21 protein-coding genes are annotated in these 20154 nt (G+C 72.1%); 10 read left to right on the top strand and 11 right to left on the bottom strand.

The features are described 5' to 3' along the window. Nucleotides 1-28: 28 nt before the first annotated feature. Nucleotides 29-1024, top strand: coding sequence for an aldo/keto reductase (locus tag A6P39_RS23595; protein ID WP_067053519.1), 996 nt, complete (start codon nucleotides 29-31; stop codon nucleotides 1022-1024). Between the two features lie 231 nt (nucleotides 1025-1255). Here A6P39_RS23595 and thpR read toward each other — a convergent pair whose 3' ends face one another. Next, on the bottom strand, nucleotides 1256-1828 hold the full coding sequence (thpR, locus tag A6P39_RS23590; RefSeq protein WP_067053521.1) for an RNA 2',3'-cyclic phosphodiesterase: 573 nt from the start codon (nucleotides 1826-1828) through the stop codon (nucleotides 1256-1258). 39 nt (nucleotides 1829-1867) lie between these two features. Here thpR and A6P39_RS23585 point away from each other — a divergent pair, with 39 nt between their 5' ends. Beyond that, on the top strand, nucleotides 1868-2395 hold the full coding sequence (locus tag A6P39_RS23585; RefSeq protein WP_067053522.1) for a GNAT family N-acetyltransferase: 528 nt from the start codon (nucleotides 1868-1870) through the stop codon (nucleotides 2393-2395). Nucleotides 2396-2435: 40 nt separating this feature from the next. Here the strand turns inward: A6P39_RS23585 and A6P39_RS23580 are convergent, their stop codons facing one another. Next, nucleotides 2436-3785, bottom strand: a complete 1350-nt coding sequence (locus A6P39_RS23580; protein ID WP_234379170.1) for an MFS transporter — start codon at nucleotides 3783-3785, stop codon at nucleotides 2436-2438. A gap of 28 nt (nucleotides 3786-3813) precedes the next feature. Then, nucleotides 3814-4257 carry a MarR family winged helix-turn-helix transcriptional regulator gene (locus A6P39_RS23575; protein ID WP_067053526.1) on the bottom strand — a complete coding sequence of 148 codons (444 nt, stop codon included), beginning with the start codon at nucleotides 4255-4257 and terminating at the stop codon, nucleotides 3814-3816. Nucleotides 4258-4412: 155 nt separating this feature from the next. On the opposite strand from A6P39_RS23575, the gene A6P39_RS23570 reads away from it, so the two are divergent. Then, nucleotides 4413-4595: a ribbon-helix-helix protein, CopG family gene (locus tag A6P39_RS23570; protein WP_067053659.1), complete on the top strand. Its 183-nt coding sequence runs from the start codon at nucleotides 4413-4415 to the stop codon at nucleotides 4593-4595. A gap of 56 nt (nucleotides 4596-4651) precedes the next feature. Here the strand turns inward: A6P39_RS23570 and A6P39_RS23565 are convergent, their stop codons facing one another. After that, the gene (locus A6P39_RS23565) at nucleotides 4652-6103 is read right to left on the bottom strand and encodes an NCS2 family permease (RefSeq protein WP_067053528.1); all 1452 of its coding nucleotides are present in this window, start codon (nucleotides 6101-6103) and stop codon (nucleotides 4652-4654) included. Nucleotides 6104-6253: 150 nt separating this feature from the next. Here A6P39_RS23565 and A6P39_RS23560 point away from each other — a divergent pair, with 150 nt between their 5' ends. Both A6P39_RS23560 and A6P39_RS23555 read left to right on the top strand, forming a co-directional pair. Further along, entirely contained in the window at nucleotides 6254-6520 is a 267-nt protein-coding gene (locus tag A6P39_RS23560; RefSeq protein ID WP_079133715.1) for a DUF2530 domain-containing protein, read from the top strand. A 37-nt stretch (nucleotides 6521-6557) separates the two neighbouring features. Continuing rightward, entirely contained in the window at nucleotides 6558-8954 is a 2397-nt protein-coding gene (locus A6P39_RS23555; RefSeq protein WP_067053533.1) for an HAD-IC family P-type ATPase, read from the top strand. A gap of 7 nt (nucleotides 8955-8961) precedes the next feature. Here A6P39_RS23555 and A6P39_RS23550 read toward each other — a convergent pair whose 3' ends face one another. From A6P39_RS23550 to A6P39_RS23535, 4 genes are all read right to left on the bottom strand, one after another. Next, the gene (locus A6P39_RS23550) at nucleotides 8962-9255 is read right to left on the bottom strand and encodes a hypothetical protein (protein ID WP_234379171.1); all 294 of its coding nucleotides are present in this window, start codon (nucleotides 9253-9255) and stop codon (nucleotides 8962-8964) included. 161 nt (nucleotides 9256-9416) lie between these two features. Beyond that, a complete protein-coding gene (locus A6P39_RS23545) occupies nucleotides 9417-9737 on the bottom strand; it encodes a hypothetical protein (protein ID WP_331454147.1) in 321 nt (106 codons plus the stop codon). Between the two features lie 183 nt (nucleotides 9738-9920). Then, nucleotides 9921-13055 carry a sacsin N-terminal ATP-binding-like domain-containing protein gene (locus tag A6P39_RS23540; RefSeq protein ID WP_067053534.1) on the bottom strand — a complete coding sequence of 1045 codons (3135 nt, stop codon included), beginning with the start codon at nucleotides 13053-13055 and terminating at the stop codon, nucleotides 9921-9923. A 243-nt stretch (nucleotides 13056-13298) separates the two neighbouring features. After that, a complete protein-coding gene (locus tag A6P39_RS23535) occupies nucleotides 13299-14225 on the bottom strand; it encodes a DUF3027 domain-containing protein (protein ID WP_067053537.1) in 927 nt (308 codons plus the stop codon). A 286-nt stretch (nucleotides 14226-14511) separates the two neighbouring features. Here A6P39_RS23535 and A6P39_RS23530 point away from each other — a divergent pair, with 286 nt between their 5' ends. From A6P39_RS23530 to A6P39_RS23515, 4 genes are all read left to right on the top strand, one after another. Continuing rightward, a complete protein-coding gene (locus A6P39_RS23530; RefSeq protein ID WP_067053539.1) occupies nucleotides 14512-15915 on the top strand; it encodes an MFS transporter in 1404 nt (467 codons plus the stop codon). Between the two features lie 140 nt (nucleotides 15916-16055). Further along, nucleotides 16056-16535, top strand: a complete 480-nt coding sequence (locus tag A6P39_RS23525) for a DUF2771 domain-containing protein (protein ID WP_067053541.1) — start codon at nucleotides 16056-16058, stop codon at nucleotides 16533-16535. 23 nt (nucleotides 16536-16558) lie between these two features. Further along, on the top strand, nucleotides 16559-17308 hold the full coding sequence (locus A6P39_RS23520) for a futalosine hydrolase (RefSeq protein ID WP_079133716.1): 750 nt from the start codon (nucleotides 16559-16561) through the stop codon (nucleotides 17306-17308). Then, on the top strand, nucleotides 17280-18146 hold the full coding sequence (locus tag A6P39_RS23515) for a 1,4-dihydroxy-6-naphthoate synthase (protein WP_067053543.1): 867 nt from the start codon (nucleotides 17280-17282) through the stop codon (nucleotides 18144-18146). The genes A6P39_RS23520 and A6P39_RS23515 overlap by 29 nt, the downstream gene beginning before the upstream one ends. 20 nt (nucleotides 18147-18166) lie before the next feature. Here A6P39_RS23515 and A6P39_RS23510 read toward each other — a convergent pair whose 3' ends face one another. Continuing rightward, entirely contained in the window at nucleotides 18167-18706 is a 540-nt protein-coding gene (locus A6P39_RS23510) for a hypothetical protein (protein WP_234379173.1), read from the bottom strand. 23 nt (nucleotides 18707-18729) lie between these two features. Beyond that, nucleotides 18730-19113, bottom strand: a complete 384-nt coding sequence (locus A6P39_RS23505) for a cold-shock protein (RefSeq protein ID WP_067053546.1) — start codon at nucleotides 19111-19113, stop codon at nucleotides 18730-18732. Between the two features lie 174 nt (nucleotides 19114-19287). On the opposite strand from A6P39_RS23505, the gene A6P39_RS23500 reads away from it, so the two are divergent. Further along, the gene (locus tag A6P39_RS23500; RefSeq protein WP_067053548.1) at nucleotides 19288-19542 is read left to right on the top strand and encodes a hypothetical protein; all 255 of its coding nucleotides are present in this window, start codon (nucleotides 19288-19290) and stop codon (nucleotides 19540-19542) included. Here A6P39_RS23500 and A6P39_RS23495 read toward each other — a convergent pair. After that, nucleotides 19515-20135, bottom strand: a complete 621-nt coding sequence (locus tag A6P39_RS23495; RefSeq protein WP_199840974.1) for an HAD family hydrolase — start codon at nucleotides 20133-20135, stop codon at nucleotides 19515-19517. The genes A6P39_RS23500 and A6P39_RS23495 overlap by 28 nt on opposite strands. Nucleotides 20136-20154 lie beyond the last annotated feature (19 nt).

Genomic DNA, 20154 nt, shown 5'->3' with positions numbered 1-20154 from the left:
CGCACTTCAAGCCGTTGGCTAGAGAACCATGAAGTACACGCAGCTTGGACGCACGGGCCTCAAGGTCAGCCGACTCGTCCTCGGGACGATGAACTTCGGGCCGCAGACCGACGAGGCCGACAGCCACGCGATCATGGACGCGGCACTGGACGCGGGCATCAACTTCTTCGACACCGCCAACGTGTACGGGTGGGGTGACAACAAGGGGCGGACCGAGACCATCATCGGCAACTGGTTCGCCAAGGGCGGCGACCGGCGCGACAAGGTCGTCCTCGCCACCAAGGTCTACGCCAACATGGCCCCCGACGGCCAGGGCCCCTGGCCCAACCACGACAAGCTCTCCGCGCTGAACATCCGGCGGGCCGTGGACGCCAGCCTGAAGCGGCTCCAGACCGACCACATCGACCTCTACCAGTTCCACCACATCGACCGGGACACCCCCTTCGACGAGATCTGGCAGGCGATCGACACCCTGGTCCAGCAGGGCAAGATCCTCTACGTCGGCTCCTCCAACTTCCCCGGCTACAAGATCGCCCAGGCCAACGAGGCCGCCGCCCGGCGCGGTGGCACCATCGGGCTGGTCAGCGAGCAGTGCCTGTACAACCTCTTCGAGCGGCGTGCCGAGATGGAGGTCATCCCGGCCGCGCAGGACTACGGCCTCGGGGTCATCCCCTGGTCGCCGCTGCACGGGGGCCTGCTGGGCGGGGTCATCAGGAAGGAGGCCCAGGGCGGTCGCCGTGCCTCCGGACGCGCCGCCGACACCCTGAACGACCCGGCCGCCCGCGCCCGGATCCAGGCCTACGAGGACCTGGTCGACAAGCACGGCCTGGAGCCCGGCGAGGTGGCCCTGGCCTGGCTGCTGACCCGGCCGGGCGTGACCGGGCCCATCGTCGGCCCGCGCACGGCCGGGCAGCTCGAGTCCGCCCTCCGGGCCGCCGAGCTGGAACTGGGCGAGGAACTGCTGGCGGGCCTGGACGAGGTCTTCCCGGGTCCGGGGCCGTCCCCCGAGGCCTTCGCCTGGTAGCACCCGGGAGTCGGCCGGCCCAGGGGCGGCGGGGCCGCATGTGATGTGCGGCCCCGCCGCGCGGGCGAGACCGGCCACGAACGGACCGCGGCCGGAGAACCGGCCGGCCGCGGTTGCCCCGCTCCAGGAAACAGCTACCTGACAGCCGCCGAGACGGCCACCACGACGAACATCAGCACAAGCACACCGGCCATGATCCGGTTCCGGGTTTTCGGGTCCACGCCATCGAGCCTAGCTGTCCCCGCGCAGCGGCCAGCGGCCGACCACCTCGTACCGCGGCTGCTCCCCCGCCACCCCGGACCTCGGCAGGTTGCTGCGCACCAGCACCAGCTCGCCCACCGTCCAGGTACTGCTGGTGAACTCCGCGAGGGCGTCGACGTACGGCCGTGGACCGACGCCGTCGCGTCCCCGCGCCACCGTCAGGTGGGCCTTGTACCGGCGGTGCTCCCCCATCGGCACGCCCGCCTTCCGCGCCGCCGACTCCGCCCGGTCGGCCAGCCGCCGCAGCGCCTCCACCTCGCCGTAGGCGCCCGTCCACAAGGCCTTGCCGTGCCCGAACTGGCCGCCGCCGGACAGGGCCAGGGCGAAGGGGGCAGTGCGGTGGGCCGCGCGGGCCAGGCGGTCCGACAGGTCCGGTACGACGTCGTCCGCGACCTCGCCGTAGAAGGCCAGGGTGAAGTGCCAGCCCGGGCGGTTGGTCCAGCGCAGCCGTTCCGAGCCGGGCAGCCTCTTCAACTTGGCGACCTCGGCGGCGAGTTCCTGGACGACGTGCTCCGGGGGGAGCACCGCGGCGAAGAGTCTCATGCCTTCACCTTCGCAGACGGCGCCGGGCATGATGGCCGCATGAAGATCACCATTCGTGAGGGCGGGCCCGAGGACCTCCCGGTGATACTCGGCATGCTCGACAGCTGTGTGGAGTGGCTGGTGTCACAGGGCCGCACCGGCCAGTGGGGGGACAAGCCGCTGTCGGAGAACCCGAGGGTGGCCGAATCGGTCCTCCGTCACATGAAAGAGGGCACGGCGTACATCGCGGAGGTCGACGGTGTGCCGGCCGCCACGCTCACCGTCACCGACGCGCCCGGCGCCTCCCTTTCGCACCTGCCGCCGCCCGGCGAGCCCGAGCGGTACATCCACTGGCTCGCCTCCGACCGCCGGTTCAGGGGGCGGGGCGCCGGTGCCGCCCTGCTCGAGCACGTGGCCGAGGAGACCCGGCGGGCCGGGGTCGCCCTGCTGCGCGTGGACTGCTACGCGGGTGACGACGGCAAGCTCGTCGCCTACTACGAGGCCAACGGGTTCGTCCCGGCCGAGACCTACACCTCCGGTGAGAACGGCGACTGGCCGGGGCAGGTGCTGGCCCGGAGGGTCCGGTAGCGGGCACCGGGACCCTCCGGGGCGACGGCCCCGGAGGCGCTCACGCGGCCGTCGCCAGCTCCTTGCGCTCGCGCGGGACGAAGCGGAGCCGGGGGTGGCCGTGGTGCCAGCCCACCGTCAGGCGCAGGCCGCCGATGCGGGCCAGGACCAGGCCGATCACCCCGGACGCGACGGCGGAGACGATGCCGCCGAGGGCGAAGCCGACGCGGGCTCCGTAGGTGTCGGTGATCCAGCCGACGACCGGTGCGCCGAGCGGCGTGCCGCCCATGAACACCATCATGAACAGGGCCATCACCCGGCCGCGCATGGCCGGGTCGGTGGCCATCTGGACCGCGGTGTTCGCCGTGACGTTCACCGTGAGCCCGAAGATCCCGATCGGGACCATGAGCAGGGCGAACAGCCAGTACGACGGCGCGAGCGCGGCCACGGTCTCCAGCGTGCCGAAGGCGAGCGCGGCGGCGATCAGGATGCGCAGCCGGGCCGTGCCGCGCCGGGCGGCCAGCAGGGCGCCGACCAGGGAGCCGACGGCCATCAGGGTGTTGAAGAGGCTGTAGCCGCCGGCACCGGCGTGGAAGACGTGCTGGGCGTAGGCCGACAGCCACACCGGGAAGTTGAAGCCGAAGGTGCCGATGAAGCCGACGAGGACGATCGGCCAGATCAGCTCCGGCCGCCCGGCCACGTACTGCAGGCCCTCGCGCAGCTGGCCCTTGCCCCGCGGCGCGCGCTGGACGACGTGCAGCTCACGGGCGCGCATCAGCAGCAGGCCGGTGATGGGGGCCGCGAAGGACAGGCCGTTGGCGAGGAACGCCCAGCCGGTGCCCACTCCGGTGATCATCAGGCCGGCGACGGCCGGGCCGATCAGCCGGGCGGACTGGAAGTTCGCCGAGTTCAGGCTGACCGCGTTCTGCAGTTGCCCGGGGCCGACCATCTCGGAGACGAAGGACTGGCGGGCCGGGTTGTCGACCACCGTCGCCAGGCCGACCGCGAAGGCGGCGAGGTAGACGTGCCAGACCTGGACGTGGCCGGTGAGGGTCAGGGCGGCGAGCGCGAGACCGGACAGGGCCATGGCCGACTGGGTCACCAGCAGCGTGGGGCGCTTGGGGAGGCGGTCGACCAGGACACCGCCGTAGAGACCGAAGAGGAGCATCGGCAGGAACTGCAGGGCCGTCGTGATGCCCACGGCCGCGGAGGAGCCGGTGAGGCTGAGCACGAGCCAGTCCTGGGCGATGCGCTGCATCCAGGTGCCGGTGTTGGAGACGACCTGGCCGACGAAGAAGAGGCGGTAGTTCCTGACCCTCAGCGAGCTGAACATCGAGGATCCCCGCGAAGGGGTGGGGGTGGTAGTGACGGCCGGTGCGGGGGCGGAAGGTGTTCCGGATCCCGTACTCAAAGGGGTTCGCCTCCTCTTACGGTGTGCTTTACAGGTGTGCGAGCTTCTCCAGCACGGGGGCGGCGGCGCGCAGCTTGGCCCACTCGTCCTCGTCGAGACCCTCGACCAGGCCGGCCAGGAACACGTTGCGCTTGCGGCGGCTCTCCTCGAGCATCGCCTCGGCCTGTTCGGTCTGGGTGACGACCTTCTGGCGCCGGTCCTCGGGATGCGGCTCCAGCCGGACCAGCCCCTTGGCTTCGAGCAGCGCGACGATGCGGGTCATCGACGGCGGCTGGACGTGCTCCTTGCGGGCCAGTTCGCCCGGGGTGGCCGAGCCGCAGCGGGAGAGGGTGCCGAGCACCGACATCTCGGTGGGGCTCAGCGACTCGTCGACCCGCTGGTGCTTGAGCCGACGGCTCAGCCGCATCACGGCCGAGCGGAGCGAGTTCACGGCGGCAGCGTCGTCGCCATGGGTGAGGTCCAGGTCCGGCATGTTCTTTAGAGTAACTCATTACTCTCGCTAAAGACCACCGCGACACCCGTGCAATGCCCGTGACCCTCGCCACTGAACCCTTCGATCACCCATATGAGTGAGCCGATTCCGGAAAGTGACGCGCGGGGCGGCCGGATGTGGCGACCCTCGTAGCCATGGGGACCACTGTGCTCAGCCTGCGGATAGACGGGGAGCTGCTCGAGCGGCTCCGGCGGCACGCGGCGAAAAGAGGAATGAGCGTCCAGGACTATGTCGTCCGGACGCTCATTCGGGATGACTTCGACGAGCGGTTCCAGACCGCCGTCGAGGAGACGGAGAAGTTCTACGGGGTCACCTGACCCGAGGTTCTACGGGGTCAGGTGACGCCTCGGCCGGCCCCGCGCAGGGGCAGGGCTCAGGTCAGGCCCAGGGCCGGCATCAGGTAGTAGAAGGCGAAGACCGCCGAGACGATGTACATCGCGGCCGGGATCTCCCGGAACCGGCCGGCAGCCAGGCGCAGCACCACGAAGGTGATGAAGCCCATGCCGATGCCGTTGGTGATCGAGTAGGTGAACGGCATCATCAGCATCGTCACGAAGGCCGGGATGGCGATGGTGTAGTCCGCCCAGTCGATCTCCTTGACCGAGTTCGACAGGATCAGGAAACCGACCGCGACCAGCGCCGGGGTGGCCGCCTGGGACGGCACCATCGTGGCGACCGGGGTGAGGAACAGCGCCACGGCGAACAGGCCGCCCGTGACGACGTTCGCGAGACCCGTGCGGGCGCCCTCGCCGACACCGGCCGTGGACTCCACGAACGCGGTCGTGGCCGAGGAGGAGCTGGCACCGCCCGCCGCGACCGCGAGGCCGTCGATGAACAGGACCCGGTTGATGCCCGGCATGTAGCCCTCGGCGTCGGTCAGCTTGGCCTCGTCGCTGACGCCCATGATCGTGCCCATCGCGTCGAAGAAGCACGACAGCAGGACCGTGAAGACGAAGAGGACGCCGGTCAGCACTCCGACCTTGGAGAAGCCGCCGAACAGGCTGACGTGGCCGACCAGGCCGAAGTCGGGGCTGGCGACCGGGTTGCCCGGCCACTTCGGCACGGTCAGGCCCCAGGACGGGATGGTGGTGACCGCGTTGAGGATCACCGCGAGGACGGTCATGCCGACGATCGAGATCAGGATCGCGCCCGGCGCCTTGCGCACGATCAGCGCGAAGGTGAGCAGCACACCGAGGATGAAGACCAGCACCGGCCAGCCATGCAGGTGGCCGCCGACGCCGAGCTGGAGCGGGACGGTGGTCTGGGCGGCGTCCGGCATACGGGTGACGAAGCCGGAGTCGACCAGGCCGATCAGCATGATGAACAGGCCGATACCGATCGAGATCGCCTTGCGCAGCCCGAACGGCACGGCGTTCATCACGCGCTCGCGCAGACCCGTGGCGACCAGCAGCATGACCACGAAACCGGCCAGCACGACCATGCCCATGGCGTCCGGCCAGGACATCCGGGGCGCGAGCTGGAGCGCGACGACCGAGTTCACGCCGAGGCCGGCGGCGAGCGCGATCGGGACGTTGCCGATGACTCCCATGAGGAGCGTGCTGAAGGCGGCCGTCAGGGCGGTCGCGGTCACCAGCTGGCCGTTGTTCAGGTGATGCCCGTACATGTCCTTCGCGCTGCCGAGGATGATCGGGTTCAGCACGATGATGTACGCCATGGCGAAGAAGGTGGCGAAACCGCCGCGGATCTCCCGGGCGACGGAACTGCCACGCTCGGAGATCTTGAAGTAGCGGTCGAGGGCGCCATGCACGGGCGCACGCCCCGGCTTTTCGGGGGTGGGGGCCTTGGCGGGTGCCGAGGTGGACATGCGGGACCTCATCACCGAAGGGGTTCCCCCGAGCCCCTTTGGAGTTTCATACGAGCAGAAGTGGTCAAAGACAAACGGTTTCAGTATGAACGTATGAGTGCTAGATCGCTATCTCCGCGCGTAGACCTGATCGCCTCGTAAGCTGTGCCCATGGCTAAGTGGACCCCCAAGCACGAGGCGCCGGAGCCCCTGGAGGGCCCCGTGGTCGCCACCATCACCGGCGGCACGATCGTGTGGTTCGTCCTCTTCCTCGTCCAGCTGCCCTTCTACGGCTGGTTCGACAGCCACGGCCATCTGTGGTGGCTGTGGACCTGCCTGGCCGGGGGCGGGCTGGGGCTGATCGGGATCTGGTACGTGCGCAGGCGGGACGCGGCGATCAAGCGGGCGGCCGCGCCGAAGGCGGCGGCGGCCGGATAGCAGGCGGGTGGGCAAAGCCCCACGTACCGTCGATTACATGACCCACATAGACGCGGGTGCCGAACTCGATCCCGTGCATCCGGTGGCGCTGCCTGCGTCCAGGCCGGCCGGGCTGTCCGCCGCCGAGGTGGCCGAGCGGGTGGCGCGGGGGCAGGTCAACGACGTCCCGGTGCGCAGCAGCCGGTCGCTCGGGGAGATCGTCCGGGCGAACGTCTTCACCCGGTTCAACGCGATCATCGGCGTGCTCTGGGTGATCATGCTGTTCGCGGCGCCGGTCCAGGACAGCCTGTTCGGCTTCGTGATCCTCGCCAACACCGGGATCGGCATCGTCCAGGAATGGCGGGCCAAGCAGACCCTCGACTCGCTCGCGGTGATCGGCGAGGCCCGGCCGACGGTACGCAGAGCCGGCACGGCCGTCGAGATCGCCACCGGTGAGATCGTGCTCGGCGATCTGATCGAGATCGGGCCCGGGGACAAGATCGTCGTGGACGGGGTGTGCGCCGAGACCGACGGGCTCGAGATCGACGAGTCGCTGCTGACCGGTGAGGCCGACCCCGTCGTCAAACACCCCGGCGACCCGGTCATGTCCGGCAGCTTCGTGGTCGCGGGCGGCGGCGCCTTCACGGCCACCAAGGTCGGCCGCGAGGCCTATGCCGTCCAGCTCGCCGAGGAGGCCTCCCGCTTCACCCTGGTCCACTCCGAGCTGCGCACCGGTATCTCCACGATCCTCAAGTACGTCACCTGGATGATGGTCCCGGCCGCGACCGGCCTCGTCATCACCCAGCTCGTCGTCAAGAGCAACGACTTCAAGGACGCCGTCGCCCGCACGGTCGGCGGCATCGTCCCGATGGTCCCCGAGGGGCTGGTGCTGCTCACCTCCGTCGCCTTCGCGATCGGCGTCATCCGGCTGGGCCGCAAGCAGTGCCTGGTGCAGGAGCTCCCGGCCATCGAGGGGCTGGCCCGCGTCGACACCGTCTGCCTGGACAAGACCGGCACGCTCACCGAGGGCGGCATGGACGTCACGCAGCTCAGGACCCTCGACGGTTACGACGAGGCGTACGTGCACAAGGTCCTCGGCGCGCTCGGCGAGTCCGACCCGCGCCCCAACGCCTCCCTCCAGGCCATCATCGACGCCTACCCCGACAGCGACGAGTGGCGCTGCGTGGAGTCGCTGCCCTTCTCCTCGGCCCGCAAGTACAGCGGGGCCGCGTTCAGCGAGGGCGACGGCGAGACCAGCACCTGGCTGCTGGGCGCCCCGGACATCCTCCTCGCCCCCGGCGCCCCGGCCCTCGCCGACACCGAACGGCTCAACGAGCAGGGGCTGCGGGTCCTGCTGCTGGCCCGCGCGAGCCGCGACCTGGACGACCCCGAGCCGGCCCATGGCGCCCGGGCGGCCGCACTCGTCGTCCTCGCCCAGCGGCTGCGGCCCGACGCGGCGGACACGCTGCGCTACTTCGCCGAGCAGGACGTCCGGGCCAGGGTCATCTCCGGGGACAACGCGGTCTCGGTCGGCGCGGTCGCGGCCGAGCTGGGCCTGGAGGGCACGGCGGTGGACGCGCGGCAGCTGCCCGCCGACCCGGCGGAGCTGGCGCAGGCACTGGATTCCGGGACCGTCTTCGGGCGGGTCACCCCGCAGCAGAAGCGGGACATGGTCGGTGCGCTGCAGTCGCGCGGGCACACGGTCGCGATGACCGGCGACGGAGTGAACGACGTGCTCGCGCTGAAGGACGCCGACATCGGTGTCGCCATGGGCTCGGGCTCGGAGGCCACCCGGGCGGTGGCGCAGATCGTGCTGCTGGACAACAGCTTCGCGAGCCTGCCGTCGGTCGTCGGCGAGGGCCGCCGGGTGATCGGCAACATCACGCGGGTGGCGACGCTGTTCCTGGTGAAGACCGTCTATTCGGTACTGCTGGCGGTCCTGGTGGTGTGCTGGCAGGTCGAATACCCCTTCCTGCCCCGGCACTTGACCATGCTGTCCACGCTCACCATCGGCGTCCCGGCCTTCTTCCTGGCCCTCGCCCCCAACAAGGAGCGCGCGAAACCGCATTTCGTGCGGCAGGTGATGCGGTACTCGATCCCGGGCGGCGTGATGTGCGGGGTGGCGACCTTCGCGACCTACCTGATCGCCCGTCACCACTACACCGGACCTGGGCAGTTGGGTGCCGAGACCAGTGCGGCCACGCTGACGCTGTTCCTGGTCTCCATGTGGATCCTCGCGATCGTCGCCCGCCCCTACACCTGGTGGCGGGTGACGCTCGTGGCCGCGATGGGCGTGGCGTTCGTGGTGGTCCTGGTGGTCCCGGCCCTGCAGAGCTTCTTCGCGCTGAAGCTGGTGGGGGTCACGATGCCGTGGACCGCCGTCGGCATCGCGGTGGTCGCGGCGGCCGCCCTGGAGTTCCTGTGGAAGTGGGTCGACCGCCGCTTTCCCGACTAGATGGGGCCTACTTCACGCCGACGTACACGCCCGTGGCGCTGGCGCCCGAGGTGGTGGAGATGCCGGCGTAGCTGTAGCGCCAGTAGCCGGCGGCGCTCGCGGTCGCGGTGGCCTTCACGTTGCCCGAGGTGTCCGACGTGACCGTCTTGACGGTGGTGTACGTGCTCGTGCCGGACTTGCGGAACTGGAGCCTGACCGACTGGCCGCCCACCGTGTTGTAGGTGTGCTTCTCCCAGTCGGCGCGGGTCAGCTTGCCCGAGACCGTGAACGTCCTGCCCTTGTGAACGGACGTCGCGCTCACGGTCGTCGTCAGCTTGGAGTTGCGCTGCACCAGGGTGGTGCCGAGGCCGAACTGGGCGGCGGAGTCCGTGGTGCCGTAGGTGAGGGCCAGCGCGCCGGCGTGCCAGGTGCCGGCGTCGGAGTTGACCAGCTCGTCGTGGTTCGGGCCGGGGTAGATGTCGATCAGGCCCTTGCAGCTGGCGGTGGTCGCCGAGGTGGCGGTGCAGGTGGCCGGGTTGTCGTGGTGACGGTGGTGGAGACGTGGTTGGTCGTCCCGACCGTGACCGCCTTGGCGATCTTGAGGTTGGCGAAGGTGACGTCCAGGTGCGCGGCCGCGGTGGCGGCACTGAAGGCGGACCTTCCGGACGCGGCGTGCGAGAGGACCTTCGCGGCGTCGGCGCGGAAGGACGGAGAACCGGCGTCGGCGGCCTGCGCGGCGGGCACGACGAGGGCGGTGAGGGCCAGGGCGCCGGAGACGGCGGCCACAGTGGCACGAATGCGCATGCGTTCCCCTGATGGAGAAAGGTGGACACGGGGTCCAAGTGATCAAGGAGTCAGTCGACTCGGGTGATCAGACCCGTGAATCAGGCGGGTGGTTGCACCGGTGATGTGGTGAATCACGGGCGGTACCACATGTCCACCTTCGGACATTCCGTGAGGGGATCAGGGGATCAGGGAATCGAGGCCCTAGTCGAACCACCGGTCCCTGGCCAGTTCCTCCGTCCTGGACGGGTCCTCCAGCAGGGCCGCCACCTCGAACCGGCGTGGCCACTGGCCGGCCGCCCAGGCGAGGCCGGCCGCGACCCCTTCCAGCGTGGCCGCGTGCAGCACCCCGTCGTCGGTGAGCCGCCAGTCGATCTCCACGCCGTCCACGACCAGTTCCTCGTGCTCGACGTACGTCCCGGGTGTGCGCGGTCCGAGCAGCACCCGCACCGGCTCCGGTACGTCGTGCTCGGTCCCCTCGGAGTGCACCTCGCCGGTGACGGACTCGCTCAGCCGCCGCACCTGGAACAGCTCCGCCAGCTCGGCGGCCCGGGCCGGCCGGACCGGCAGCAGCGGCACACCGGAGGTGAAGGGCAGCAGGTCGGGCGAGTCGACCACGACCGCCTCGGCCGCGTCCACGACCTCCACCCGCCCGTCGGCCACGGCCCGCAGCTCGTCCGGCAGGGTCACCTGCTCGGGGTCCAGCTCGGCCAGCGCGCCGTACAGCCCGTGCAGTTGGGCCGGGGACACCGGCCGATCGGGGTCGGCCAGCCGGTCCAGCAGCTCGGCGGCGCCGCCGGGCTCGTCCAGCAGGGCCGCGACCGAGGTCCGCACGCCCAGGGCCCGCAGCACCTGTTCGTCCTCGAACCCGGTCGCGTCGGCCTCGTCGTACAGGCCGCGCAGGAGCCGGTCGCCGCCGGACGCGAGCAGACCCGCGGGCCGGCGCCCGTCGAGCACGGGGTGGCCGCGCAGCCACCACGCGGTGTAGGGCCGTACGACCTCGTGGGTGCCGTCGGGCAGCAGGATGCGCACCGGCTGGGTGAGGGCGTCCCGCAGCGGCGGCTGGGCCAGCAGGGCGAGCGCCTCGGGCCAGTGGTCGTCGTCCACCAGGTCCAGGTCGCGTACGGCGACCAGTTCGGTGGCGACCGGCGGGACGGGGCTGTCGGGGAAGCGGTCGAGGATGTCCTCGCACCACACGTCGACGGCGTCGAGCAGTCCGGCGTCGTCGGGCTCGGCGAAGTCGCTCTCGCGGGGCTCCAGTTCGTCCGGATCGAGGACGACGTCGGCGGCGCGGACCAGCGCGAAGTTCGCGAGCACTCCGCAGGCGGTCAGCGGCTGTTCGCCCCACTTGTCCGCCAGCTCGCGGTCCACGGCGGCCAGTTCGCCCTCGCGGATCACCCGGGCGAAGGGGCTGCCGGGAAGGACCAGTTCGCCCGCCGGGGCCGGCTCCCCGTCCTCGTCGGGCAGGGCGAGGGCGCCCAGCCAGGGCTCGTCCCCGGGCTCGAGCCCGGCGTCGCGCACCAGCCCGAGGACGGTGTCGGCCAGCTCCTCCGCGTCCGGCGCGTCGTCCTCCCAGCCCAGTGCGCCCTCCTCGTCCAGGGAGGCGGCGACGGCGGCCCGCACCTGCGGGGTGGTGAGCACCGCGCGCGGGGTGGCGGGCAGCGCGCCCAGCTTCTCCAGCAGCGGGTGCGCGGCGTTCTCGTGGGCGACCTTCAGCCCGAGCCGGCCGAGGACGTCCGGGTCGATCAGAGCGGCGTCCTGAGTGGGCAGGAGGACCTGCCGGGGTCCGATGGTGGTGCGCCCGTCGGCGAGCGGCACCGGCAGCCCGGAGAGCCGGTCGGGGTCGACCCCGGCGAGGCTGTCGTAGAGCCGCCACCACCAGTCGGGGTCCTTCTCCAGCCCGGCGAGCCGGTCGACGGCGTCGGCGAGCGAGAGCCGGGCGACGCCCAGGCCGCGCAGCTCGGCGCGGCGCTCGAGACCTGCGGGCAGCAGGGTGGGCAGCACCTCGGCGAGCACCCGGACGGTCCCGGCGCCGGCGCCCTCCACCAACTCGGCGTCCCGGGGCCGCAGTACCTCGGGCAGCTCGTCGTCGCCGGCCGCCGGGTGAACGGCCGGGGGCAGGAAGGCGGTGCGCGGCAGCCGCTCGAGCACGGCCTGGCGCAGCGCGCCGTCCAGCTCGCCCTTGCCCAGCGGCCCGGGCACGAGGTCGATGATTCCGTCCGTCACCGGCCGCCATGCGGAAAGGAGTTCGGCGTAGAGGCCGGCCGCGCGCTGCACCAGGAAGTCGGTGAGGGGGCCGGGGGCCGTGTGCCGGCGGGTGGTGTCGAGGGGGAAGGAGGCGATGAGCAGCGCCGGGACGCCGAGGGGCTCGTCGCTGGGAGTGGGCGCGTGCACGACGGACGCGGTCCGGGGCCGCACCGGCCGCCCGGCCTCGTCCTCGGGCACCGCCCAGGTGACGGACCAGTGGGGCCGCAGCCGCTCCTCCACGGGCCGGTCGGCGAGCAGGTCGGGCGTGAGCGGCCCGTGCGCGGAGACGGTGCGCCACCGGGTGGTGCCGGCCCGGGAGTCCTCCACGACGGTGACGGCGCCGTCGCCGCGACGGCGGAGCACGCGCGCGCTCTGCCCGTCGATCTCGATGGCGACCTCCTCGAGCCCGGGAAGGGCGAGGAGCAGGGCGTCGTCCACGGCCTCGAGGAGCCGCTCGGCGAGATCGGCGGCGGCCGTGTCGCGCAGGGGCAGGATGACGGCGGTGTCGTACGGCTCCGGGGCGGTGCCCTCGGCGGCGAAGGGCAGCCGGAGCAGGGGCACGTGCCCGTCCCGCCGCCGGACCTCGTCCCCGAGCCCGGGGCTGTGCCGGGCGGTGCCGGCGGCCAGCTCCCGCGCCTCGGCGAGGGACCACCGCACGCCCCCGTGCCGGCCCACGATGGCGGGCTCGTCGGTGACGGCGAGTACGGCGGCGAACCCGACGCCGAAGCGTCCGACGGCACCCTGGGCGCCCTCGGCGTCCCGCTTGGCGGAGGCCCGCAGCGTGGACAGCGACTCGACCCCCGCCGCGTCCAGCGGGGCACCGGTGTTGGCGGCGACGAGCACACCGTCGCGCAGGGTGAGCCGCAGCCGCCCGGGCACCTTCGCCCGCGCGGCGGCATCGGCGGCGTTCTGGGCCAGCTCGACGACGAGCCGGTCCCGGTAGCCGCCGAGGACCAGGTCCTCCTCGGCGTTGGCGTCCTCCCGGAACCGGGCGGGGCTGGTGGCCCAGGCGTCGAGCACACCGCGCCGCAGCCGGGCGGTGCCGAAGGGGTCGGCGCCCTCGGCCGCCGGCCACACGAACTTGCTGCTCACGTTCACACTCCTCGTCGACGTGAGGACGAAGGTACAGCGGGCGGGGGTGGGGGCGCTGTCGACGGGGGGTGCGGTGGCCGCCGGGCCGGTGAAGAGTCCCGTCCCGGGCTGCGGTGAAGCGAGGTGTCCCGGGTTCCGGGCCGCCCCCTACGGGTGAAGGCGGCCCTTGCGCACCCGGTGCCGAAACCGGGGCCGGGCTCGGTGCCGAAACCGGGACCGGACCCGGGGCCGAAACCGGTGCCGCTACGAGTGACCCAGTTCCGCCGTCTCCTCGTCGCCCGTCTCCGGGACCGAGCCGGAGTCGCGGGCGGGGCGCAGGGGGAAGTGGTCGACCTTGGTCTCGTCGACGACCGGCGGGGCGGGCTGCGGGGGCTTGGGCATGACCGCGGCCTCCGAGTGGGCGCCGCAGCCGTAGGCGAGGGAGACCACACGGCCGTCGGCCGGGGCGAACTCATTGGCGCACACGCCGAAGGCCTGGCCCAGGGAACCGCCGATCGGGGCGAGGAAGCCGCAGGTCATACAGGTGGCCGGGGCCGCCTGGGCCATCGCGGTCTTCGGGCCGAAAGCCTCCTCCCAGCGGTCGGCCGCGACATGCAGGCCGTAGCGGGACAGGACACGGGCGCGGCGCATGCCCAGTTCCTCGGCGACGGCGGCGATGGAGCCCCGGGAGGGCACCGTGGGCTGGGCCGCCGGGGCGCCCGGGGTGACGTCGGCGTCCTCCGCCTCCGCCAGCTCCGCCATCTCCTGCGAGACCGGTGACTTCGGCGACGGCTCCTCCTCGCCCGTGTAGCCGGGCTCCAGTCGCAGGTCCTCCTGGTCGGTGGGCAGGAGGTCGCCGGGGCCGAGGTCGCCGGGGCGCAGGCGTTCGCTCCAGGGGACCCACTCGGGGGCGAGGAGCGCGTCGGGGCCGGGCAGCAGGACCGCCTCGTCGAGGGTGACGACCTTGGCGCGGGAGGCGCGGGCCACCGTCACCGCCCAGCGCCAGCCGCGGTAGCCCAGTTCCTTGCACTCGAAGAAGTGCGTGACAACACGGTCGCCCTCCGAGACCAGGCCGGCGTGCTCGCCGACCACGCCGGGCGCGGCGGCCTCCTCGGCGGCACCGCGGGCGAGGTCGACCGCCTCCGCGCACAGACGGTCGGGGGTGCGGCTTCGCGTTGTCGCTGCGCTCACAGGTATCGCTTCTCTCCTACGCCGTCTCACGAGTGCGGCTGCCTTTGGCGGGCCTGCCGACGGAGCGGACCGGAGGACCGCATCGACGTCTGCATCCGCGCGCTCGGGCGCACCTCTGCCATCCATTCTGCGTTATGGCTGAGATACGCACGCTACACCGAACAGGATTCGTCACCGCTACGCGGCATTCTCTCCCGACCGGCCACCCGTCGGTAAGGGCCCGGTCCGCGGTCCGTGCACGGCAGTGCGCGCCGTACCGCACTATCCGGCCGCTTCTCGGGGCACTATGAAGCACGTGGCGACCGCGGACAGGCGTGGTGTTCGGGGTGGCGGTGCGAGCCGGGTCGGTGGCGCCGTCCGCTCCGTCGGCCGTGCCCTGCACTTCCCGGTCACCGGTGCCGCACGCGGGATCCGCAAGGCCACGCACGCCCAGGGTGCGGGCGAATCGGGGCTGGGCAAGCTGATCGAGCTGCACGCGGTGAACGGCGCCGGTGACGTGATGGTCACCGTGGCGCTCGCCTCCACCGTGTTCTTCTCCGTGCCGACCGACGAGGCGCGCGGGCGGGTAGCGCTGTATCTCGCCATCACGATGGCGCCCTTCACGGTCCTCGCCCCGGTCATCGGGCCGCTCCTGGACCGGCTGCCGCACGGGCGGCGCGCCGCCATGGCCGCGGCCATGCTGGCCCGGGCCCTGCTCGCGCTGATCATCTCGGGCGCGGTGGCGAGCGGCAGCCTGGAGCTGTATCCCGCCGCGCTGGGCGTGCTGGTCGCGTCGAAGGCGTACGGCGTGGTCCGCAGTGCGGTCGTGCCGCGGCTGCTGCCGCCCCGGTTCTCGCTCGTGAAGGCGAACTCCCGGGTCACCCTGGCCGGGCTGCTGGCCACCGGGGCCGCCGCGCCGGTCGCGGCGGGGCTGCACAAGGCCGGCGATCCGTGGCCGCTCTACGGCGCCTTCGTGATCTTCGTGGCGGGCACGTTCCTGTCGTTCACCCTGCCGCCCGAGGTCGACTCCGCCAAGGGCGAGGACGTGGCGCTGCTCGCGGCCGACGCGGAGCACCTGCACGGGCCGCGCAGGAAGCAGCAGGCGAAACGGCCGGGGCTGCGGACCGTGGGGCCGGCCGTGACGCACGCGCTCGGCGCCAACGCCGCCCTGCGCTGCCTGTCCGGCTTCCTGATCTTCTTCCTGGCCTTCCTGCTCCGCGAGCACCCGCTGACCGGGGAGAGCGCGGCGGTCTCGCTGGGGATAGTCGGCGTCGCCGCGGGGGTGGGCAACGCGCTCGGCACGGCCGTCGGGAACTGGCTGAGATCGCGCGCTCCGGAGATCATCATCGTGACCGTCGTCGCGGTGGTGCTCGGTACGGCGGTCGTGGCCGCGGTGTTCTTCGGCGCGTTCCTGGTGGCCTGTCTCACCGCGGTCGCCGGGTTCGCCCAGGCGCTGGCCAAGCTGGCCCTGGACGCGCTGATCCAGCGGGACGTGCCGGAGCAGGTGCGCACCTCCGCGTTCGCGCGCTCGGAGACCCTGCTCCAGATGGCCTGGGTGTTCGGCGGCGCCGTCGGCATCGTGCTGCCGCTCGACGGCACCGTCGGCCTGTTCGTCGGCGCCGCGTTCGTGGCCGTCGGCTGGCTGGCCACCCTGAAGGGACTGCTGGCCTCGGCCCGGCACGGCGGCCGCCCCCGGACCCGTGTGGCCTGACGCGCCCGGCATCCGTCACCACTCGCGCGGCATAACGAAGTGGACACGGTCTGCCGGGCCGGGGCACGCCTGGCGTAACGAACCGGGCACGCCGCACCCCACGTGGGCGGACGGCTCCGGGCGCCCGATAGCCTTCGGCCATGACCACGCTGCAATCCGCTGTGCGACGCCGCCGCGCCGTCGCCGCTGCCGGCGCCGTATCCGCCGGACTGCTCCTGCTCTCGGCCTGCGAGAAGCCGACGCCCGTCGCGACGGTCACCGTCGGCCGAAGCTCGGTCAACTCCGAGGCCCTGTGCTACAACGACGGCAACGCGCTCGACGCCAAGTCGCTGGCGAAGTGCGCCAAGAAGGTGAACGACGTCAAGTCGATCACGGTGGACACGGACGACACGGTCCGCTTCGGCGTCGACCCGAAGATCGCTGACGCCGGCTGGGTCATCCTGGTGAACGGCCGCCAGTTCACCGACTCCAGCAAGAAGACGTACCGCACGATCCCGGGCAGCGCGTTCTTCAACGCCCAGTACGGGACCCAGGGCGACACCAACACGGTCACCATCCAGATGGGCGCCAGCAGCCCGGGCAAGGGCCTGTGGTCCTTCAAGCTGAAGAAGGCGTCCTGACCACGTCTTCCCCACGCGTCCTCGTGGCCACCGCGGTTCCCGCCGAACGGGACGCGGTGGCACGGGCGTTCTCCGGAACCGGCACGAACACCGGAGCCGGGACCGATCCCGAAGGGCACACGGAGACACGGCTTCCCGGAGCGGCCGTGCGCCGCGCCGCTCCCGGCTGGGACCTGCTCGCCGCCGGCGTCGGCCCGGCCCGCGCCGCCGCCTCCACCGCGTCCGCCCTCACCGCCGCCGCGCTCGGCGGCACCCCCTACGGCCTGGTCGTCTCGGCCGGGATCGGCGGCGGCTTCGCACCGCACGCGCCCGTCGGCTCGCTCGTCGTCGCCGACGCGATCACCGTGGCGGACCTGGGCGCCGAGACCGCCGACGGCTTCCTCACGGTCACCGAACTCGGCTTCGGCACCGTCACCCATCGCACGCCGGAATCACTCGTCCGGGTCGCGGCCGCGGCCACCGGCGCCCGTACCGGCACGATCCTCACCGTCTCCACCGTCACCGGCACCGCCGCCCGCGCCGACGCCCTGTGCGCCCGGCACCCCGGCGCGCTCGCCGAGGGCATGGAGGGATTCGGGGTCGCGGAGGCCGCCGCCGCGCAGGGGGTGCCGGTGCTGGAGATCCGCGCCGTCTCCAACCCGGTCGGCCCGCGCGACCGCGCCGCCTGGCGCATCGGCGACGCTCTCGGCGCCCTCACCGAGGCGTTCGGGAACCTCGCCCCCGTACTGGAGAGTTGGAACGCACATGACGCACACGACGCACACGCCCGGTGAGCCTGTGAAGATCGCGTACTCCCCCTGCCCGAACGACACCTTCGTCTTCGACGCCCTCGCCCACGGCCGGATCCCCGGCGCCCCCGCGCTGGACGTGACCTTCGCCGACATCGACATCACCAACGGCATGGCCGAGCGCGGCGAGTTCGACGTGCTGAAGGTGTCGTACGCCGTCCTGCCGTACGTCCTCGGCGAGTACGCGCTGCTGCCGTGCGGCGGCGCGCTGGGGCGGGGCTGCGGGCCGCTGGTGCTCACGAGGGAGCCCGGGACCGACCTGACGGGCCGTACGGTGGCCGTGCCCAGCGAGAAGTCGACCGCCTATCTCCTCTTCCGGCTGTGGGCGGCGGACACGCTGCCGGGCCGGGTCGGCGAGATCGTCGTCATGCCGTTCCACGAGATCATGCCGGCCGTGCGGGACGGCAAGGTGGACGCCGGACTGGTCATCCACGAGGCCCGCTTCACGTACCAGAACTACGGGCTGCACAAGCTCGCCGACATGGGCGAGCACTGGGAGCGGACCACCGGGCTGCCGATCCCGCTGGGCGCGATCATCGCCAAGCGCTCACTGGGCGCGCAGGCCCTCACCCAGCTCGCCGACGCCATCCGCGCCTCCGTACGGGCCGCCTGGGACGACCCGGAGGTGTCCAGGCCGTACGTCATGGAGCACGCCCAGGAGATGGACCCGGCCGTGGCGGACCAGCACATCGGGCTGTACGTCAACGAGTTCACCGCCGGCCTCGGCGAGGACGGCTACGCGGCGGTCCGCGGACTGCTCACCCGCGCGGCGGCCGAGGGGCTCGTACCCGCCCTCGGGCCGGACGCCCTCGACTTTCCCTGAGGCCGGGCGGCCCGGCGGGCTCAGCTCCGCCCGTCGCCGTCGGTGAGGTGGTCGGCGGACGGCCACCGGGCCAGCGACAGCATCCCCAGGACCTTGCGGATGAGGAAGCCGCCCAGGGGCGGTTCGACGAAGACCGCGAGCGCGGCCGACAGCCACACGTCCGGGGTGCCGAGGCTAGTGCCCCAACAGGCAACGTTCGCCCCGTCGCGACGCCCGGCACGCTCCCCCAGCCTTCGGCCGGGAGGTGCCCCCACTCGCCGCACCGCCCGGAAGCCCAAGTACGTCCAGTACGAGGGCATCCGGCCGGCACACCGAGAGCACGCACCGGACGCCGCTCCTTGACGGGCGAACGTTGCCTGCCGGGGCACTAGCGACACGTCGAACCACGCGTCGCACACCAGCAGCGCCCCGGTCGCGACGGCCGCCACGACGACGGCCCGGTGCCGCCACCGGCCGAGCACCGGGGTGGACGCCATGGCGAGCACCAGCAGCACGTCGAAACCGACCCAGGTCGCACGCCACTGGCGGGCCGTGCACCCGCTCGGCAGCGTGAACGCCACTCACGTGGTCCGCTCCCGGCGGATCAGACGTCCAACTGGTCGGCGACCGCCCGCAGCAGGCCGGCAATCTTCTTGCCGGAGACCTTGTCGGGGTAGCGGCCCTTCTCGAGCATCGGGGTGATGTTCTCGAGCAGGGTCGTCAAATCCTGGACGATGGAGGCCAGTTCGTCCGGCTTTTTGCGCTGGGCGGCGGCGACGGACGGCGTCGGGTCGAGAACGGTCACCGAAAGCGCCTGGTCACCGCGCTGACCGGCGACGACACCGAACTCCACGCGCTGTCCCGGCTTGAGTGCGTCGACTCCGGCGGGGAGAACCGAGGAATGGACGAAGACGTCACCGCCGTCGTCGCGGGAGAGAAAGCCGAAGCCCTTCTCGCTGTTGAACCACTTGACCTTGCCGGTAGGCACGTCTGTCCTCGTCCTCGTATCTCGTCGGGAAAACTCACGGAAACGGCTCTTGATAGCACTGGAGCGGGTCGTCCGTGACCCGCCGCTACCAAGCGCTACCAAGGCTAATGGTCTTCGAGCGGGTGACAAGACGTCCCCCGGTTGTTCTCTGCCGCTGGGAACTACCCTGGTCCGGTGCGTGACAAAACCCAAACGAATTCCGCCGCTCCCGGTGACCGACTGATCCGCACCGGTGCCGTCGTCTTCTTCATCGGGGCCGTGGCCACCCTCGTCACGGTGACCCCGCTGTTCCTCGGCGCGAAACCATTTCCGACGTACATGTACCTGCTGAGCATGCTCATGGGCGTCGGTTTCCTGCTCGCGGGCGCCGGGGTGCTCGTGTCGGTGACGGCCGGCCGGCGTCAGGCGCGGGCCGCCGCCGAGCGGTAGCCGTCGAGCCAGCCCGGGAACGCGCGCAGGTCGTCCAGCACGACGTCCGCCCCGGCCGCGCACAGGTCGCCGGCCGGGCAGGGACCGGTGGCGACGGCGACGGACAGGGCGCCCGCCATGTGGGCCCCGCGCACGTCCCCGACGTGGTCGCCGACGTAGACGGCCGCGCCGTACTCGCGCAGCGCCTGCGCCTTCTGCTCCGCCCACAGGTCGCCCACGACCACGTCGGGCTCGAGGCCGAGGTGCGCCAGGTGCAGCTTGGCGTTGGGCTCGTACTTCGCCGTGACGACCATGGTCCGGCCGCCGACCGCCCGCACGGCGGCTATGGCCTCACGGGCGCCGGCCATGGCGGGGGTCGCGTCGATGGCGATCGTCGGGTACATCTCCCGGTACAGGTCGACCATCGCGGGGATCCGCTCCTCGGGGAACCAGTTGATCAGCTCCTCGGCGAGCGGCGGCCCCAGCCGCGTCACCGTCAGATCGGCGTCGATGTACGTCCCGGTCCGCTCCGACAGGGCCTGGTAGCAGGCACGGATGCCGGGGCGGGAGTCGATGAGGGTCATGTCGAGGTCGAAGCCGACGGTGAGAGTCATGTGCGTCATTGTGCCTGGG

The organism is Streptomyces sp. FXJ1.172 (assembly GCF_001636945.3).
In the GTDB taxonomy this organism is placed as follows: Bacteria; Actinomycetota; Actinomycetes; order Streptomycetales; family Streptomycetaceae; genus Streptomyces.
The sequence above is the reverse complement of the archived record's forward strand: the minus strand, read 5'-3'. Positions and strand labels throughout refer to the sequence as shown.

Excerpts from the sequence above, each read along its gene's own strand:
- A6P39_RS23595 (WP_067053519.1), top strand. The coding sequence starts at position 29 with ATGAAGTACACGCAGCTTGGACGCACGGGCCTCAAGGTCAGCCGACTC.
- thpR (WP_067053521.1), bottom strand. The coding sequence starts at position 1,828 with ATGAGACTCTTCGCCGCGGTGCTCCCCCCGGAGCACGTCGTCCAGGAA.
- A6P39_RS23585 (WP_067053522.1), top strand. The coding sequence starts at position 1,868 with ATGAAGATCACCATTCGTGAGGGCGGGCCCGAGGACCTCCCGGTGATA.
- A6P39_RS23575 (WP_067053526.1), bottom strand. The coding sequence starts at position 4,257 with ATGCCGGACCTGGACCTCACCCATGGCGACGACGCTGCCGCCGTGAAC.
- A6P39_RS23570 (WP_067053659.1), top strand. The coding sequence starts at position 4,413 with ATGGGGACCACTGTGCTCAGCCTGCGGATAGACGGGGAGCTGCTCGAG.
- A6P39_RS23565 (WP_067053528.1), bottom strand. The coding sequence starts at position 6,103 with ATGTCCACCTCGGCACCCGCCAAGGCCCCCACCCCCGAAAAGCCGGGG.
- A6P39_RS23560 (WP_079133715.1), top strand. The coding sequence starts at position 6,254 with ATGGCTAAGTGGACCCCCAAGCACGAGGCGCCGGAGCCCCTGGAGGGC.
- A6P39_RS23555 (WP_067053533.1), top strand. The coding sequence starts at position 6,558 with ATGACCCACATAGACGCGGGTGCCGAACTCGATCCCGTGCATCCGGTG.
- A6P39_RS23545 (WP_331454147.1), bottom strand. The coding sequence starts at position 9,737 with ATGCGCATTCGTGCCACTGTGGCCGCCGTCTCCGGCGCCCTGGCCCTC.
- A6P39_RS23530 (WP_067053539.1), top strand. The coding sequence starts at position 14,512 with ATGAAGCACGTGGCGACCGCGGACAGGCGTGGTGTTCGGGGTGGCGGT.
- A6P39_RS23525 (WP_067053541.1), top strand. The coding sequence starts at position 16,056 with ATGACCACGCTGCAATCCGCTGTGCGACGCCGCCGCGCCGTCGCCGCT.
- A6P39_RS23515 (WP_067053543.1), top strand. The coding sequence starts at position 17,280 with ATGACGCACACGACGCACACGCCCGGTGAGCCTGTGAAGATCGCGTAC.
- A6P39_RS23495 (WP_199840974.1), bottom strand. The coding sequence starts at position 20,135 with ATGACTCTCACCGTCGGCTTCGACCTCGACATGACCCTCATCGACTCC.